The organism is Myxococcus sp. MISCRS1, assembly GCF_026626605.1.
GTDB classification, from domain to species: Bacteria; Myxococcota; Myxococcia; order Myxococcales; family Myxococcaceae; genus Myxococcus; species Myxococcus fulvus.
The window spans coordinates 8,451,348-8,467,581 of record NZ_JAPNKB010000001.1 but is presented as its reverse complement, the minus strand read 5'-3'; the positions used below and the strand labels follow the sequence as shown (position 1 = coordinate 8,467,581).

The window sequence follows — 16,234 nt, the reverse complement described above, 5'->3', positions numbered from 1 at the left end:
GAGAGGCAGCCCAGGAACGCAGGGCCGCACGGTTTGATAAGCCGTCGGGCCTCCGAACCCAAAGACACATCAACCGCCAACGAACCTCACCATCGTCCCCGCGCGTACTGGATGATTTCGCGCAAGGACCGATGTCGGTCTTGGCGCCTTCGCGCCTTGTACGGGCCCGGCCCATGGGCCTCGCGCAATACCGCAATCATGCGCTCTATCTCGGCCCGCTCGACGCCCTGAAGTCGAGCAGCCCTTCGAAGGAAGTGCTCTCCATCGCGAGCACAAGTCCGTTGGCCCAGCGAGACGTGGTGCTCCTTTCGCGGATACCGGGTGGCCACGGCTGATTGCATGGAGGAATAGACCAGGGCAAGCGCCACGGAGACCGGCTCGTTGAACTCACGCGGATTCAGGTAGAGCGTCTGATTCGAGCGGTTTGCAGACGTGCCCAGGGGCGAACACAGGATGGACGGGAGGTGTCTCAGGGCTCGGTTGAAGCGCGCTGGGTCGGACTCCAGCAAGAAGTCGATGCCTTCCATCACCAGGACGAAGTCAGCCTCATCCGCCGCATAGATGGAAAACCCTTCATGAGCCCGTCGCTCGTGTACGGACAGCAAGCACCGATGGCTCCACGCGTCCAACCAGCGTCGCACTCTCTCCATCGATAACACAGACAGGTCCTCGGTCCGACCTCGGGTTCACCCCTCCCCCATATTGGCCAACACGCCCACGGCCCGAAGCCACACATAGCAGCTCTCGGTCGCACCCCGGCTGCGGGTCGAACGCCGCACGGGTCGTCAAGCGCCGCGTCCAGACCGTCCTTGATGGGCACGACTCCCTGGCACGGGGCAGGCAGCCATCGAGCTTGCTCCATCGAGCGCGCCTTCGCAGGAGGCCCGGGAGCACTGTAGGCTGCGGCCCACATGAGAACGCGGTCCCTCCTCCTCCCAGGACCGGCGGCTCTGGCGGCACTGGTGCTCACCGTGCGGCTCGGGATGTCGCCGCTCAAGAACTTCGACCTTTTCTTCCACCTCGCCGGGGGCCAGTTCGTCCTGAAGAACGGCTTCACCCGCGTGGACCCCTTCAGCGTCACGGGGACCGCGGGCTGGGTGCCTCACGAGTGGGGCTTCGGCGTGCTCTGCGTCGGCCTCATCCGCCTGCTCGGCGCCGCGGGTCCCGCACTGCTCGTCGCGGGGCTCGTCGCGCTCAACCTCATGCTCCTGTGGAAGGTTCTTGAGCGCGCCGCCTCGGGTCGACGCGGCCTGCTGGCCGTCGCCACGCTCGCCGCCCTGCTCGTCGTCTACGGCCCCACATGGCCCCAGGAGCGCCCGTACCACCTCGGCCACCTGCTCTTCACCCTCGCGGTCCTCGCCATCCAGTCATGGCGCGCGGGCAATGACCGCATCCTCTGGGTCTTCCCCTTTCTCGGCGCCATCTGGGCCAACGTGCACGGGAGCTGGTTGCTCGGGCCCGCGCTCCTCGGCTCCACCGCCGTGGGCCAGTACCTCGACGAGCGCACCCCGGAGTCGCTCCGGCGCACACTGAAGGCCGTCGGCTTCAGCGTGGCCGCGTTCCTCGCCGCGGGCCTGGGGCCCGATGGCATCAACATCTACCTGTACCCCATCCACCACTCACTCCTCGCCTCCACGCAGACCATCGTCGAGTGGCGCCCCCTCAACCTCGACCTCGCGTCGAGTTGGGCCTATCTCGCGCTCGGCGGCGCGGCCTGCTTCGCCGTCGGCCAGTCCCGCGTCCGCAAGGTGGCCATCCTGCTGCCCGCCTTCGTGCTGGGGCTCGCCGCCATCAAGGTCCAGCGACACGCGCCCTTCGCGGCCGTGCTGCTCGCGCTCGCCCTGCTGGAGCATGCGGCGCTGACGCGTGTCGCGGGCGAGACCACGGACACGGCGGTCGGTGCATGGAAGCGATTCTGGGGTCGGGTGGATGCGTGGACGGCCGGGTGGAGCGCCAGGGCCGGTGGCGGACTCTGGCCCACGCTCGCGCTGCTGGGGCTCGTCGTGATTCACGCCCAGCACCCGCTGCCCTTCGACCAGGGCGTGAAGCGCTCCGTCATCCCCATCCCCGTGTTCGAGGCGCTGCGCAAGCACCCGCCGGGCAAGGTGCTCAACCCCTTCGTCATCGGCGGACCCATCTCGTTCTTCGCGGGCGCCGACTACAAGGTGTTCATCGACAGCCGGAATGATCCGTTCCCCATGTCCATCCACGAGGACTACGACAAGCTCGTCTGGGGTGAGCCCGGCTGGGAGGACGCGCTGGCTCGCTATGACCCGGACTACCTGCTCTGGGACATCGAGAACCCGGGGAACATCCTGCTCGACAACCTCCGTGTGCTCGGGGGCTGGCGGGAGGAGGCTCGGGACGGCAACTACGTCCTGTGGATTCGCGAGCGTCCCACCGCGACGGGCCACCCATGACGACGCGGAGACTCGAGGGACGCAAGGTCGCGCTCGCCGTCGTCGGGCTCGTGGCGATGCTCGCGTTCGACTACAGCCCCGTGCTGCGCGGCGAGCTGCTCGCGGGCCGCGACGTGTTCCGCATCTTCTTCCCCGACTCCGCGTTCCTGCTCGAGTCCCTGCGCACGGGGGAGCTGCCCCTGTGGACGCCGTACATGCGGCTGGGGCAGCCGTTCGCCGCGACGCTCTACTCGCAGGTGTTCTACCCGCCGCGCTGGGTGGCCGTGCTCGTCTCCGGGCACATCGTCTCGATGACGGTGATGCACATCGCTCACGCGGCGCTCGCGGCGGTGGGCGTGTTCCTGCTCGCGAGGAGGCTGCGCGCCTCGTGGCCCGCGGCGCTCGTGGCGGGCGCCATGTTCGGTCTGTCGCCGATGATGACGGACCTGGGCATCCAGCAGAACGTCGTGGATGCCGCGGCCTGGAGTGGGTTCATCCTCCTGGCCGCGTATGACCTCGCGCTCCAGCCCGGGCGCGGACCGCTGACCCGCCTCGCCATCTTCTCCACCCTGTCCCTGTTCGCCGGCTCGCCGGAGACCACGCTGTGGCAGGGAATCATCGCGGTGCTCGTGGCTGGGTTCGTCGGTGCGACGAGGACACCTGGCGCGCAGGGCACGGGCACAGCGCATTCGGTAGCACACGCAGCGAGCCCCGGCCCGTCGCAGCACGAAGGCAGCGAGGCGCCTCGCGCAACCGAGGGATGCGTCGCGAACCCCGCGGATTCGGTGTCATCGCCTGATGGTGTGGCATTCCGCGAAACCTCTGCTCCTGCCGAGCAGCAGTCCTCGGCCCGACTCACTCTCCCGGAGACTCACCCCACAGGCTCATCCTCAACAGAGGATGCGGCTCGTGCCGCCGAACTCCCCACCGCGCATCGCCCGCTCGTGGGCCCTTCCTCTCAGGTCGCGTCCGCGCTTGAGAGCGCCCCCCACGCCGCCTCCAGCACCACCACCGAGCCGGAGCAGTCCCTCCACGTCACCACCGCCGCGCCCCGTTCATCACGGGCCTCGCGGGTTGGACTCCGCTCCCGAATCCGCGCCGTGGCGGCCATCGCGGGTGGCTTCATCCTCTCCGCCATCCTCGCCTCCGTGGTCCTGCTGCCCACGGCCGAGTTCGCGCTCAACTCGCTGCGCGCGCAGGGTGGCTGGTCGGAGCAGCTCGCGTGGTCCGTGTCCTGGCCGCAGGTCCTCTCGTCGGTGTGGCCGCTCGCGGACTGGCCTCGTGACAGGTACTGGGGCAAGGACCAGTGGTTCATCCTCAACCTGTTCCTCGGCACCCTGCCCTGCACGCTCGCCATCGTTGGTGGGCTCCACGGTCCCCGGCGCGCTCGCCCCTTCCTCATCGGCGCGCTCGCCCTGGTGCTCCTGAGCCTGGGTCGGCACTTCCCTCCCGCGGCCTGGGTCCTCCAGTCCGTGCCGCCGTTCTCCCTCTTCCGCTATCCCGCGAAATACTTCGTCGGCACCGCCTTCTGCCTCTCCGTGCTCGCGGCCTTCGGACTGGATGCGCTGGGCCGGCTCGCACGAAAGCTGCCTCCCTCACGCGTGAAGGCCGTCGTGGCCTTCGTCCTCATGGGCGCCGCCATCGCCGCGAGTGGCCCCTTGGTGCGCATGCTCCCCATGCGCGCCTCCGCTGAAGCAGGCGCCCCTTGGGTGCCCTTCGCGCTCGGGCTCGCCGTCGTCACAGTGCTCCTGCTGCCGTGGTCCTTCGCCCGACCGCGCCGCGTGCGACACGGCCTCGCGGCCCTCGCCGTGCTCGAACTGGCGGCCGCGCACTCGTTGCTCGGCGTTCCCAGGTACACGCCCTGGGAGGCCTTGAAGCAGCCCTTCTCCCTGCGCGCCTTCCTGCCCGAGCCCTTCCAGGGACGCATCAGCGCGGACATCGAAGGACCCGAGGACCCGACGCGCGTGGGCATCACCAACACCATCGAGCGCAGCCTCGACCGCCTCATCCCCAATCGCTTCGTCGAGGAACGCCTCCCTGCCCTCGAAGGCTACGGCGCCCCCGAGCCGCTGCGCTCGGACGTCTTCCACCTCGCGGGAGAGCGCGGCGCATACGACCTCGCGGGCGTCACGCACTACATCCGCAAGGGGCCGCCCCCCTTCGAGGACCTCGAGCTGCTCCACCAGGCCGAGGACGGCACCACGCTGTCGCGCTCGCGCACCGCGCTGCCTCGCGCGTTCCTGGTCCAGCGTGCCCGCGTCGTCTCCGACGAAGAGGCACTGGAGGCCGTCCTCGACGAGGACCATCCCTTCCGGGAGATCGCCTTCCTCGCCACTGGCGAGCCCCTGGACCAGCCCGAGTGCGCGGGAGGCTCCGTGCGCATCGAGAAGAGCACCGCCCAGCACCTGGAGCTCGACGTCAGCGCGTGTGACGACAGCTACCTCGTCGTCTCGGACAGCTACTACCCCGGGTGGCGCGCGACGGTGGACGGGAAGGACACACCCATCCACCGTGCCAACCACGCCCTGCGCGCCGTGCGCCTGACTCCCGGCGCCCACCGCGTCCACTTCGACTACGCACCCACGAGCTTCCGCCTGGGCCTCGCCCTGTCACTGCTCGGCTGGGCGGGGCTCGGCTTCGTGTGGCTCAGGGCGAGACGCCGCGCGTGACGCGTCTCACGACGTCACGCCGTGCCGCTCCGCGTTCGCCACGAAGACATCTCGCAGGTACCGCGCGAGCCCCGGCTTCACGCTGTCCAGGTTCTCAGTGAAGCGCGAGTCCCCCACGTACATCTCGCCGAGCCCTCGCTGCATCACGTGTGAGCACGGGTAGAACCACTTCGAGATGAACTGGCGATACGCCTCCGCGAGCGCCAGCACCTCGGGGTCCGTCGCCGCGCGCCCCGCTTCGAGCTGCCTCGCGAGCGACCCGAGGAGGCCGTCCTGCTCCGCCTTGATGGCGCTCCAGTCCTCCTTCTTGTAGCGCGAGGTCCGTCGAGACGACTCCCGGTACGCCTCGGTGTCGCCCCAGCGCTCCTTCACCACCGCCTCGTACTTCGACGGGTCGAAGTCCCCAAACGCCTCGAACATCTTCTCGTTGTCCATGTGCTTCCCCTGCTCGAGTGCCTCCAGCGCCTGGTCCACCGTGCGCCGGAGAGCGTCCAGTCGCGAGGCCCGCTCGGACAGCAGTTGCCGCTGCATGAGCAAGGCCGCGCGGAGGTCGAAGTGAGGGTCGCCCAGGATGCGGCGGATCTCCTCCAGCGCGAAGCCGAGCTCCCGGAAGAAGAGCACCTGCTGCAGCCGCCGCAGGTCCACCTGCGTGTACAGCCGGTAACCCGCCTCGCTGCGCCCCGAGGGACTCAACAGGCCCAGGTCGTCATAGTGATGCAACGCCCGGACGCTGACCTTCGCCAGACGGGCCACCTGGCTGACTGTAAGGGCCATCTCTCTCCACCTCGGATGAGATGACTAAGGCCTCACGTCGCGTGAGGGTCAACCCCGGGCGTGCACGGAGCACACGGCTGATTCCCCGCAAGCCATCGAGGCTGCCAGCAGGGCCCCGCGCCATTCGCGGAAGGGGCCGTGTGCAGGAGAAAGAGGTTGGGATCCAGCGGTGAGCCCTCCGCCGAGAGGCCCGCAAGCCCCCACGTCACTCGCCGCGCGCCACGCTCGCGGGAGCGTCCATCGGAGGACGGAAGACATAGAGCATCAGCGGTGAGCCCTCCGTCACGCGCACCGAGGCCCCCCGACGCAGCACCCACAACTGGCCCACCTTCACCGGCTTCTCCTCGTCAGCAGCAAGGACACCTGCGCCCTCCGCCACGTAGACGATGACCGGCTCCGCGCGCGTCGCCTCCAGCGAATGCGCCCCGCGCTCGAGCACCACGCTGGACATCCGCCCCTCCAACGCGGGCAGTTTCACCACCACCGACTCCCCGCCCCCCTCGGCCAGCTTCGCGAGCGCCTGCAACGGCGTGAACGTGAAGGGCTCCGGCCCCCGCTGCATCCGCGCGTCCTCCGCGTCGATGTAGAGATTCCCATCGAAGCGCGGCGCGGCGAACACCAGGTTGCCCAGCATCTGGTCCTCCGCGCGGTTGAACCACGCGTGTCCGGTGAAAGGCTCGGAGGCAATCAAGTCCCCGGGCGGATGCGTCCCGCGTCGCTCCGTCAGCGCCCCATCCTGCCCCCAGATCTGCTGCACCTCCGCCTGGCCCGCGACGATGACCGTGGCCTCATGAGTCCGACGGTGGATGTGCAGCGGGCACGCCTGCCCTCGCCCCATGACGTGCAGGTGCACCGTCGCGCCGTCGGCGAAGAAGAACGTGTCCGAGATGTCCGCCGCGTCGGGGTTCTTCTTCGCCAGCGACTCGAAGACGGCGGGCACGTCGAAGACCTCGACCTCCGGGTCCTCGGGCACCGTCATCGCGCGCTTCACCGCGAACAGCACCGCCACCAGGAACACCGTCAGCACCAGCGACAGCGTCCGGTACAACACCACCCGACGTCGCAGCGTGGCGGACTCAACCGAGATGGGCTCGCTCAAGGAGGGCATCCTGGACGTCAGCGTCGTCAGGCCCCTCGCACCGCAGCCGAGCCTGAAGCGCACAAAGAAACATGGCGGGGCCCTCCGTGAGGAGGACACCCGCCACATGATTCGGAGGAAGCGCCGCGAGGCGACTCCTCACGAGACCCGAGGGACTCAGTAGGCGTTGTTCTTGCCGAAGTCCTTCATCGTCTTCTTGTTCAGCGCGACGTTGGACGACTGACCGTCGTTGTCCACGTCGGAGTTGCCGGCGAGGGCGGCCGCGGAGGCGCCGAACAGCTTGCGGATGTTGTCACCGAACAGCGTCACAACGCCGATGGCGGCGATCGCGATGAGGGCAACGATGATGATGTACTCGGTCATGCCCTGACCACGAGCCTTGCGGAGCTGGTTCTTCTTCGAGATCGCCTTCATGGAAGTCTCCTGGGGTTCAGACGGGAAAGACACCCTGTTACTCGGGGTTGAAACGCACCCTAAAGGAGATCCCACCTGCACCTCCATCCGTCATCGGGAGGATGGGGGTAATCTCCTGTGATTCCGGGCGAATAGCTCACTTCTTGAGAATTGGAGGCCCGCTCAGGGGCCGACCGGGGCCGCAACGGGTGGAGAATCCCGGGTACACGCCGAGGCAGGGAGAGCATCGCACAGGTTCCGCACCGCCCGTGACAGCTCCTCGTCCCCCGGGTGCTCGGCGGCGGCCTGCCGTCCCAATGCGAGCGCCTCCCGGGCATCCACCGGCGTCCAGACCGTGCGCGTGGCCCAGGCCTGCTCGGCCACGAGCTTCAGGTACGCGGCGATCAGCTCCGGCTCACGCCCACCTTTTCGCACCTCGGGCTCCAGGAGGGAGGCGGCCAGCGACAGGTCCTTCTGGGCCAGGGCGGCGCGGGCCAGGGCCACGGCGGCCCCTCGGCTGTCGGGCGCCACCTGCCGCCACAGCGAGGCCACGCCCCGGACCAGGGGATCATTCGCGGCATGGTAGCGCTCCATGTTCCGGTAGAGCCGCTCGGCCTGCTCGGGGGTAGGCGGATGCTGGCGCAGGTAGTCCTCGATGAACAGCCGTGAGCTTCCGTCCGGGGAGCGCCGCTCGTCCTTCACGCGCACGTCCAGGTTCGCCACGAAGAAGGCGATGGGCGAGGCGTACTCGAGCAGGTTGTGGTCGTCCGTGTTGATGGGCCCCGGCCCCGCGAAGGCGAGCTGCCCCTCCTCGCTGTGCACCTGCTTGGAGAGCAGCGAGAACACGTCCGTGAGCCCCACCCGCTCCAGGTCCTTGCGCACCTCCGGCAGCGCCATGCGCCGGGCCAGTCGCTCCACGTCGAGGGACAGCGGCTTGCGGCTCGCGACCATGACCAGGTCCTGCGGCCCCAGCCACGTGGTGGCGTGCGGGAAGGTGTCGCGCATGGTGCGGACCACCAACCGGATGAGCTCGTCATTGCTCTCGTAGGTGTGGATCCACTGCACCAGCACACCGTCGTCGGTGAGGTGCCGGTCCACCGTCTGGAAGAAGTCCCGCGTGAACAGGCCGGACACGCCCGCCACCCACGGGTTGGAGGGCACGCTCACGACCAAATCGTATTTGCGGTCCGCCAGCGCCATGAACGTCTTGGCGTCGTCGATGTGCACGCGCGTGCGCGGATCATCCACCGCGTTGCGGTTGTCATCCTTGAACAGGCGCGCGGCGTCGATGACCGCCGGGGCGATCTCCACCATGTCCAGCCGCTCCACCGGGTGCGCCAGCACGCTGCCCGCGGTAATCGCCGCGCCCGCGCCCACCAGGAGCACGTTCTTCGGCTCGCGCGCGTGGAGCAGCGCGCCCAGGTGGCCGGCCATCACCTGCGTCTCCACGTCGCTGCCGTTGGAGGCGTCAATCTTGCCGTTGAGCTTCATGAAGCGCAGGTGGTCCTTCGGATAGTCGGCCACCAGCACCGTCGCGAAGGTGTCGTCCCGGTAGAACACGGGCTGGAAGTTCTTCTCCGTGTCCGCCACCAGCTTCGCGTAGCTGTCCGGCGGCTTCTGGTGCGAGCGGATGGAGGCGATGCCCGACAGCCGCACGGACCAGCCGCTCATGCTGCCCAGCACCACCACGGCCAACAGCGCCGCCGCGCCCACCGGCCACAGCGCGCGCACCGGGCTCAGCGGACGACCCGACAGCGCGTGGAAGGCCAGCGCCGCGGCGGCGAGGTTCGCCACCACGCCCGCCACGAAGTTGCCCTCCATGCCCCACCACGGCATCAGCACCAGCCCGCCCAGCGCCGAGCCGGTGATGGTGCCCACCGTGTTCCACAGGTACACACTGCCCAGCTCGCGCCCCACCTCGGACACCTTCGCCGTCGCCACACGCGCCGCCGCCGGGAAGGCCGCGCCCATGAAGAACGTGGGCACCAGGAGCACGAGGCAGCAGAAGCCGAACGTGAGCAACTGGAACAAGGGCCAGGTGTCCACCGAGCGCGTCATCATCCACTGCGCCGAGCGGAACAGGTGCGGCAGCCGCACGTACAGGGGCAGCGCGACGCAGAGGCTCGCCACCAGCGCGACCTGCGTGAAGCCGTACACGCGCAGCGAGTCCACCTTCTGTGCCCGCGTCATCAGCCAGAAGCTGCCCAGGCCGATGCCCAGGATGAACGCCGTCAGGATGAGCGTGAACGCGTACGTGGACGCGCCCAGGACGATGGACAAGAGGCGGATCCACGTCACCTGGTAGAGCATGGACGTGAAGCCCGACAGCAGCACGCCCACCAGCGCCGCGCGCACCGCCACGCGGGGATAGGCCACGTCCTGGGCTCCTTCCGCCACCGGCGCCGCCTGTCCGGGCGCGAGCGCCGGAGGGTGCCTGCGCGCGAGCAGCAGCGCCGCCACCGCCAACAGGATGTTCAGCCCCGCCGCCAGCTTCGCGGAGGCCGACAGCCCCAGCACCGGCACCAGCCGCGTGCCCGCGATGAACACGCCCAGCGCCGCGCCCAGGCTGTTGACCGCGTACAGCCGCGCCAGCTCCCGCTGCACCCCCGACAGACTGTCCGCGAAATGACGAACCAGCGCCGGCAGCGTGCCGCCCATCAGCAGCGTGGGCACCACCAGGGACAGCGCGGCCACCAGCAGTCGGGGCCCCACCCGCCACCCGTCCGGCACGCTGGGCGCCACCGCCAGCCACAGGGCCCCCAGGGCGTCGAGGACGTAGGGGAAGGCCAGCGCGTACAGCGCCACGCCCAGCTCCAGCACGCCGTAGAGGGCCAGCGGGCTCTTCACCCGGTCCGCTGTCCGCCCGAAGACAGATGCACCCAGCGCCAGGCCGCCCATGAAGGTGGCGAGCACCACGGCATGCGCCTGACCACTGTTGCCCAGGACGTTCCCGAGATACTTGGACCAGACCAGCTCGTAGACCAGCGCGGTGCCTCCCGACAGGAAGAGGAGGGCCGACACAAGGTTCTTCGGGAAACGCGCGATGAGGGACATAAGGGGACAGCGCGGAACCTTACTCGTTATGTTCGGGACCCACCAATGAACGCCCACCTCCTGCAAGCCGCATTGCTCGCCTGGTCTCCAGGCCTGCGGGTGACCCGCGCGCAGGGAGACTGCGCCGCCATACTCCAGCACCCCGCCGAGTCACTCGTGGACCGCCCGCTCCACCTGGCCCTCGGGGTCTCCCAGGAGCGCGCCCGCGAGTTGGACCGCGTCGCGCGCGAGGACCGCCGCGCCGTGGAGTTCGTCTCCGCGCACCTGGGCGGAGAGGACGCCACGCCCTTGAGGCTCACGCTCGGTCAGGAGGACGGCGAGGCCTGCGCGTGCGTCCAGGACCTCAACGTGCTGCTGGAGGGCGCGCCGCCGGTGCAGATCTCCCGGCTGTCTTCGTCGCTCAGCCATGAGATCCGCAACCCCCTGTCCTCGGTGAAGATGGCGGTGCAGACGCTCGCGCGGAACACCGCGCTGTCGGACCGGGACAAGCGGCGGCTGACCATCGCCAACCGGGAGATCCGCACCATGGAGCGCATGCTGTGGCTCCTGTCCGAGTACGGCCGCGACACCACGCCCAACCTGGACGCGCACGCGCTGCGCTCGGTGCTCCAGGAGGCCCAGGGCATGGTCGCGCTGGAATTGGCCGAGCGGCGCATCGAGGTGCGCGTGGACGAGGAGGCGGAGCTGCCGCGCGTGCGCGTGGACCCCAACCGGCTGCGGCCCGTGCTGGCACAGGTGCTGCTCAACGTGGCCATGGGCCGCCCCGAGGACAGCCCGGTGGAGGTCGCCCTGAAGCGGGGCGGACCGGGCCGCGTGCTCATGGTGCTCAAGGACCCCGCCGCCGCCCTGCCTCCCGAGGAGAGCGGCACCCTGTTCGAGCCCTTCGGCTCGCGGCTGGCCCGGGGGGCGGGCCTGTCGCTGGCGGCCCTGCGCCGGGTGATGATGGGGCAAGGGGGGGACGTGGCCGCCGAGGGCAGCGCGGAGCCCGGCATGGTGTTCACGCTGACGTTCGCCACCTGAGAGGGACGCCATGGAGACCCTCCTCATCGTCGACGACGACGTGTCGCTCCTCGAGACCTTGAAGATGCACTTCGAGGAGATCGAGCACGACAACCAGCCGCGCTACCAGGTAGCCACCGCCACCAGCGCCGCGGCGGGCCTGCGCGCGGCCCAGGAGACCATGCCCAGCGTGGTCATCCTCGACATGATGCTCCCGGACCGCACGGGCCTGGAGATCATCGAGGAGATGAAGGGGCTGTGCGGCGACGCCCGCATCATCCTCGTCACCGCGTACCACGACATGGAGACGACCATCCGGGCCATGAAGGCCGGAGCGTTCGACTACATCCACAAGCCCTTCCCGGACCCGGCCGCGCTGGACCTCGTCGTCGAGCGCGCGCTGGAGTACCGCCAGCTGTCGCGCCGCGCGGACGAGGTCAACCGCGAGAACGCCGCGGTGCGCCTGGGCGACATCGTGGGCACCAGTCCCCTGATGCAGCAGTTGGTGAAGGAGATCGGCAAGGTGACGGGCAGCCACGCCACCGTGCTGATTACGGGCGAGAGCGGCACCGGCAAGGAGCTCATCGCCCGCGTCATCCACAACTACTCGTACGACGAGCCCCGGCCCTTCATCGGCATCAACTGCTCGGCCATTGTCGACACGCTGCTGGAGAGCGAGCTGTTCGGCCACGAGAAGGGCGCCTTCACCGGCGCCACCTCGGGCAAGCCGGGCAAGTTCGAGCTGGCCGAGGACGGCACCGTCTTCCTCGACGAGATTGGCGACATGTCGCTGATGCTCCAGGCGAAGCTGTTGCGCGTGCTGCAGGAGCGCGAGTTCGAGCGCGTGGGCGGCGTCAAGCGCATCAAGCTGCGCGCCCGCGTCATCGCCGCGACGCACCGCACGCTCGCCGAGGAGGTGGAGGCCACGCGCTTCCGCGAGGACCTCTACCAGCGCCTCAAGGTCATCACCCTCCTGATTCCCCCGCTGCGCGAGCGGCGCGAGGACATCCCGCTGCTCGTCAAGCACCTGCTCGAGCGCATCAACGAGAAGGTCCACAAGCGCGTCACGCGCGTGCCCACCGAGGTGATGGAGCGCCTCACCCGGCTGCCGTGGCGGGGCAACGTGCGCGAGCTGGAGAACGTGCTCACGCGCGCTGTCGTCCTCGCGCCAGGGGATGTGCTCCGCGGGGATGATCTCCCGTCACTCGACACCCAGCCCTCACCGGACAACGGACGGCCCCCGAGCAACAGCCTCATGTTCACCGCGCCCGCGGTGGACGACGCCAGCCAGATTCCGACGCTCGACGAAGCGGAGCGGATGCTGATCGCCCGTGCGATGGCCGTCACCAAGGGGCACAAGGGTCGCACCTGCCAGATTCTTGGAATCAGTCGCCCGACCCTCGAGCGCAAACTGCAGAAGTACAATCTTTCACAGGGACAGAACCCTTCAGGGCCGGGGTTCCCCGTGAAAGACGACCCGTGAACACTGTCCGGGCCGCGACAGAGGCCCTGGTGGATTTAACGTTTCGTTCAACTTGATCAGACTGTTTGAACGTTCTGTTTCAGGTTTTGGACACAGAAGGGTGGGTGCTACGGACCTCTAGCGCTAAGTACCCGGCATTCTTGGATGTGTTCCCCCTGGAGCACTTCATTCCCCGCTGGCACGTCTCTTGGAACTGGAAAGCCCCGTTGCCGCCGAAGCAGGCGGCCGCTTCTACCCCCGACTGCCTTCCACGGAGTGAATGCCATGCACGGTTTCAATCGCCCCCTCGGCCCTATCGGTTCCAACGTCGTGGCGCCGCTCCAGGCGACCAGCTCCGGGATGATGGTCACCGCGAACAAGCTCGTTCCGGGGCAGGAGGCCATCGACTTCAAGGGGTACTTCAAGGTCGAGTCCTTCCCGCACAACTCGACCATCTACCGCCCCGGCGACAACACGGACCGCGTCTATCTGCTCAAGTCCGGCCGCGTGCGCCTGATGCGCATCGGGAAGAACGGCACCCGCTCGGTGGTGTCCATCCTGCGCCCGGGCGACCTGTTCGGCGAGCTGTTCCGCCCCGAGGGGACGCCCATCGAGGAGATGGCCATCGCGGCGGGTGAGGCCGAGGTGTGGAGCATCGAGGGTCGTGACTTCCGCGCGCAGCTCGAGGCGCGTCCGGCCCTGGCGGTGGACGTGGTGCGCGCCTACGCCGAGCGCGTGCGTGCCCTGCGCAAGCGCGTGCTGGGCCTGACCTTCAAGGAGGTCCCGGCGCGTCTGGCGGACACCCTGCTGACGCTGGTGGAGGCGCACGGTGAGCGCTGCCCCCACGGCGGTGAGACGGACCTGCGCGGAATCACGCAGCAGGACCTGGCGGACCTGGTGGGCGCCTCGCGCTCGTTCGTGTCCACGCTCATCAACGAGATGAAGCGCGAGGGCGTGCTCGGCAACGTCGGCCGCATCCTCTGCGTGCGCGACCAGAAGGCCCTGCGCAAGATCGCCTCGAAGGAGAAGTGAGCCTCAGCCCGCGCTCGCGGGTGTGACGAAGCAGCGTTCAACGACGGGCCTGACCATGCGCTTCGCGTGTGGCCGGGCCCGCGTCGTTTCTGGGGTGCCCCGGTTGATGCGCTCCGCGCGCTCGCCTGGCGTGGCCCTGCTCTCCGGTGCGGGCGACTTCATGCGCTCCCGGATGCGCGGATGATCAACTCGTTCAATCCGGAGGCCGGGTTGATCGAAAGTGGACGTCCGTGGCCATCAGACAAGCCGCGATGTGGGCGTGATTTCCACTGTCGTGGAACCCACGAAGCCCGCTCCGGTGCGGGGCTGAGGGAACGAACTCGACGAAACGCCCGGTGCCCACCGAACGCCGACGAGTGAACCTCTCCGTTCAACTCGTTCAATCCGTCCCGCGCCGCGCGAGATAGCGAACGCTCGACGGGATGAGCGCGGCCAGAAACTTGCCGCTCGTGCGAGTCGAGCCGTCTGTCCGCGCGGACCCACGGAACCGTCCGCCGACAGGGGACCTGCGGCGTGGGACTCGCGCCTGCCACGAGAGGCCACGTCACGCGAACCCCACGCGCGTGCTGGGGGTCCGTCGGGACCGCCTCTGCACCTGCGGACCCGTCACGACTCGGACGAGGGCTCCGAGCACCTCGACCTCGGTGCTCAGGAGCCATTCAGCCTGGAGGTTCCATCGAGACCGCCAGACCCCCCGCGGCCCCGTTACGACTCAGGCGCGGGCCTTCAGCTCCTCGACCTCGGCGCGCAGGAGCCAGTCATCCTGGAAGTCCGTCGCGGCGGCGGCGATCTGCGCCAGACGCTCCGGCTTCGCGCGCCCCGACTCACGCAAGCCTCGCACCTCGCGGTAGAGCGCCGCGAGTGACGGATGCAGCGCCAGCGACTTGCGCTCGCGCGCCTTCGACTCGCCGTCGCCCTCCGCGAACGCCTCCAGCTCACCGAACCACCGGTCCCACGTCGCCGGGTCCGCGGGCCCACCCGCCACCGAGGGCAGGTGCGTGCTCACGAAGAGCTTCGTCACCGCGGGCACCTCCAACACCCGACCCGCGAGCCGCGCGCGCAGCGCCAGCACCTCGCCCCCACCGGCGGCGAAGCCCTCCAGCTCCAACCCGCTCGACAGCGACAGCTTGAACGGCCCGCGCTCCGGCAACCCGCCCGCGCCGAACGCCACCAGCGCCGAGCCATTCCACGGCCGCGCCCCGTCCGCCGCCTTGCCACCGCGCGAGACGATGATGGGCCCCTCCATCCGCACCAGCGCGGACGTGAGCCCGGGCGCCACCGGCCCCGGCGCGAGCACCGACTCCATCACCCGCCCCGTCACCTCGCGCCCGTCCGCCAGCACCAGGTGATTCACCGTGCGAGCCTCGCGCGCCACCTCCAGCCCGAAGTCCCCACCGCGCTTGAACGCTAGCGTCGACTCGAACTCCGCGAGCACCTCGAACAGGTGCTCGAAGTCGCGCGCCACGAAGAGCTGCGGCTGCATCCGCGTGATGTCGTATTCCGTGTCCGCGCACGCCACCGTGAGCGGTAGCTTGCGCACCGCCGGCGTCAGGCAATGCTCCGCCTCGCCGATGCTCGACAGGATGCCCGCGCCGTAGATTCGCGGCCGCTCCAGGTCCCCCACCAGGCCGTACTCCGCGGTCCACCAGTACAACCGACTGGCGCGCGTGCTCTCGCTCACGTAGCGCCGGCTCGCGCTCGCCGCCGCCAGCCGCGCCTCCGCGTGCGCCACCTCGTCCTCGCTCGCGTCCGGGTCCTCCTTCACCACCGACAGGTTCCGGATGGCCTCGAACACCGCCTGGTCCTCCAGGCTCGCGATGGACTTGAACCCCACCAGGCCGCAGGCCTTGAGGTACTCCGAGTAGCGCCGGTTCGCGATGATGGGCGCATGCCCCGCGCTCTCGTGCACGATGTCCGGCGCGGGCGTGTAGCCGATGTGCTCGTGCGTGCGGATGTCCGACGCGATGGCCAGCACACCCATCGACTGGAGCTCCGTGAACACCGCCGGCGGGATGAACCCGCGCACGCCCACGCACGCCCAACCCAGCCGCGACAGCCGCTCGTTCATCTCGTCGAGGCTGGGAATCGCCTCCAGGTTGATGCCCGTCGCCGACAGGCCCTCCAGGTACACCGGATGCGCCCGCTCGGAGAGATGTCCGCGCAGCTTGCCCAGGATGTGCCGCCACACCGCGTGGTCCCTCGGCGTGTACGCGTCGTAGTCCTGGCTCACCACGTAGCGCCGCAGATGCGCGGGCAGGCGGGATATCGTCAGTTCCGTTGGCGTCATATCCGAGTACTCCTGGTGAAAACTTCCAATCAGGAGAGGATACTGACGGCAGTCGGCTCCGGAAAA

The 16,234-nt window shown here is 69.1% G+C and carries 11 protein-coding genes; 5 read left to right on the top strand and 6 right to left on the bottom strand.

Annotation, left to right across the window (positions count from 1 at the left end; all coding sequences use genetic code 11):
* Positions 1 to 86 precede the first annotated feature (86 nt).
* A complete protein-coding gene (locus tag OWM54_RS33890) occupies positions 87 to 605 on the bottom strand; it encodes a hypothetical protein (RefSeq protein WP_267700145.1) in 519 nt (172 codons plus the stop codon).
* Positions 606 to 911: 306 nt separating this feature from the next.
* On the opposite strand from OWM54_RS33890, the gene OWM54_RS33885 reads away from it, so the two are divergent.
* Both OWM54_RS33885 and OWM54_RS33880 read left to right on the top strand, forming a co-directional pair.
* Positions 912 to 2,420 carry a hypothetical protein gene (locus OWM54_RS33885; protein ID WP_267700144.1) on the top strand — a complete coding sequence of 503 codons (1,509 nt, stop codon included), beginning with the start codon at positions 912 to 914 and terminating at the stop codon, positions 2,418 to 2,420.
* Positions 2,417 to 5,068: a YfhO family protein gene (locus tag OWM54_RS33880; protein ID WP_267700143.1), complete on the top strand. Its 2,652-nt coding sequence runs from the start codon at positions 2,417 to 2,419 to the stop codon at positions 5,066 to 5,068. The genes OWM54_RS33885 and OWM54_RS33880 overlap by 4 nt, the downstream gene beginning before the upstream one ends.
* A gap of 6 nt (positions 5,069 to 5,074) precedes the next feature.
* Here the strand turns inward: OWM54_RS33880 and OWM54_RS33875 are convergent, their stop codons facing one another.
* From OWM54_RS33875 to OWM54_RS33860, 4 genes are all read right to left on the bottom strand, one after another.
* Positions 5,075 to 5,842, bottom strand: coding sequence for a MerR family transcriptional regulator (locus OWM54_RS33875; RefSeq protein WP_267700142.1), 768 nt, complete (start codon positions 5,840 to 5,842; stop codon positions 5,075 to 5,077).
* A 205-nt stretch (positions 5,843 to 6,047) separates the two neighbouring features.
* Positions 6,048 to 6,941: a cupin domain-containing protein gene (locus tag OWM54_RS33870; protein ID WP_267700141.1), complete on the bottom strand. Its 894-nt coding sequence runs from the start codon at positions 6,939 to 6,941 to the stop codon at positions 6,048 to 6,050.
* A gap of 156 nt (positions 6,942 to 7,097) precedes the next feature.
* Positions 7,098 to 7,355, bottom strand: coding sequence for a hypothetical protein (locus OWM54_RS33865; protein ID WP_046715176.1), 258 nt, complete (start codon positions 7,353 to 7,355; stop codon positions 7,098 to 7,100).
* A gap of 162 nt (positions 7,356 to 7,517) precedes the next feature.
* Positions 7,518 to 10,388, bottom strand: a complete 2,871-nt coding sequence (locus OWM54_RS33860) for a fused MFS/spermidine synthase (protein WP_324289161.1) — start codon at positions 10,386 to 10,388, stop codon at positions 7,518 to 7,520.
* Positions 10,389 to 10,433: 45 nt separating this feature from the next.
* On the opposite strand from OWM54_RS33860, the gene OWM54_RS33855 reads away from it, so the two are divergent.
* From OWM54_RS33855 to mrpC, 3 genes are all read left to right on the top strand, one after another.
* Positions 10,434 to 11,408 carry a sensor histidine kinase gene (locus tag OWM54_RS33855; RefSeq protein ID WP_267700139.1) on the top strand — a complete coding sequence of 325 codons (975 nt, stop codon included), beginning with the start codon at positions 10,434 to 10,436 and terminating at the stop codon, positions 11,406 to 11,408.
* Positions 11,409 to 11,418: 10 nt separating this feature from the next.
* Entirely contained in the window at positions 11,419 to 12,870 is a 1,452-nt protein-coding gene (locus tag OWM54_RS33850) for a sigma-54-dependent transcriptional regulator (RefSeq protein ID WP_267700138.1), read from the top strand.
* Between the two features lie 264 nt (positions 12,871 to 13,134).
* Positions 13,135 to 13,881: a Crp/Fnr family transcriptional regulator MrpC gene (gene mrpC, locus OWM54_RS33845; protein ID WP_015351149.1), complete on the top strand. Its 747-nt coding sequence runs from the start codon at positions 13,135 to 13,137 to the stop codon at positions 13,879 to 13,881.
* Positions 13,882 to 14,593: 712 nt separating this feature from the next.
* Here the strand turns inward: mrpC and OWM54_RS33840 are convergent.
* Positions 14,594 to 16,168, bottom strand: a complete 1,575-nt coding sequence (locus OWM54_RS33840) for an aromatic amino acid hydroxylase (RefSeq protein ID WP_267700137.1) — start codon at positions 16,166 to 16,168, stop codon at positions 14,594 to 14,596.
* Positions 16,169 to 16,234 lie beyond the last annotated feature (66 nt).

Coding starts and splice junctions, on each gene's coding strand:
- OWM54_RS33885 (WP_267700144.1), top strand. CDS start 912: ATGAGAACGCGGTCCCTCCTCCTCCCAGGACCGGCGGCTCTGGCGGCA.
- OWM54_RS33880 (WP_267700143.1), top strand. CDS start 2,417: ATGACGACGCGGAGACTCGAGGGACGCAAGGTCGCGCTCGCCGTCGTC.
- OWM54_RS33875 (WP_267700142.1), bottom strand. CDS start 5,842: ATGGCCCTTACAGTCAGCCAGGTGGCCCGTCTGGCGAAGGTCAGCGTC.
- OWM54_RS33865 (WP_046715176.1), bottom strand. CDS start 7,355: ATGAAGGCGATCTCGAAGAAGAACCAGCTCCGCAAGGCTCGTGGTCAG.
- OWM54_RS33860 (WP_324289161.1), bottom strand. CDS start 10,388: ATGTCCCTCATCGCGCGTTTCCCGAAGAACCTTGTGTCGGCCCTCCTC.
- OWM54_RS33855 (WP_267700139.1), top strand. CDS start 10,434: ATGAACGCCCACCTCCTGCAAGCCGCATTGCTCGCCTGGTCTCCAGGC.
- OWM54_RS33850 (WP_267700138.1), top strand. CDS start 11,419: ATGGAGACCCTCCTCATCGTCGACGACGACGTGTCGCTCCTCGAGACC.
- mrpC (WP_015351149.1), top strand. CDS start 13,135: ATGCACGGTTTCAATCGCCCCCTCGGCCCTATCGGTTCCAACGTCGTG.
- OWM54_RS33840 (WP_267700137.1), bottom strand. CDS start 16,168: ATGACGCCAACGGAACTGACGATATCCCGCCTGCCCGCGCATCTGCGG.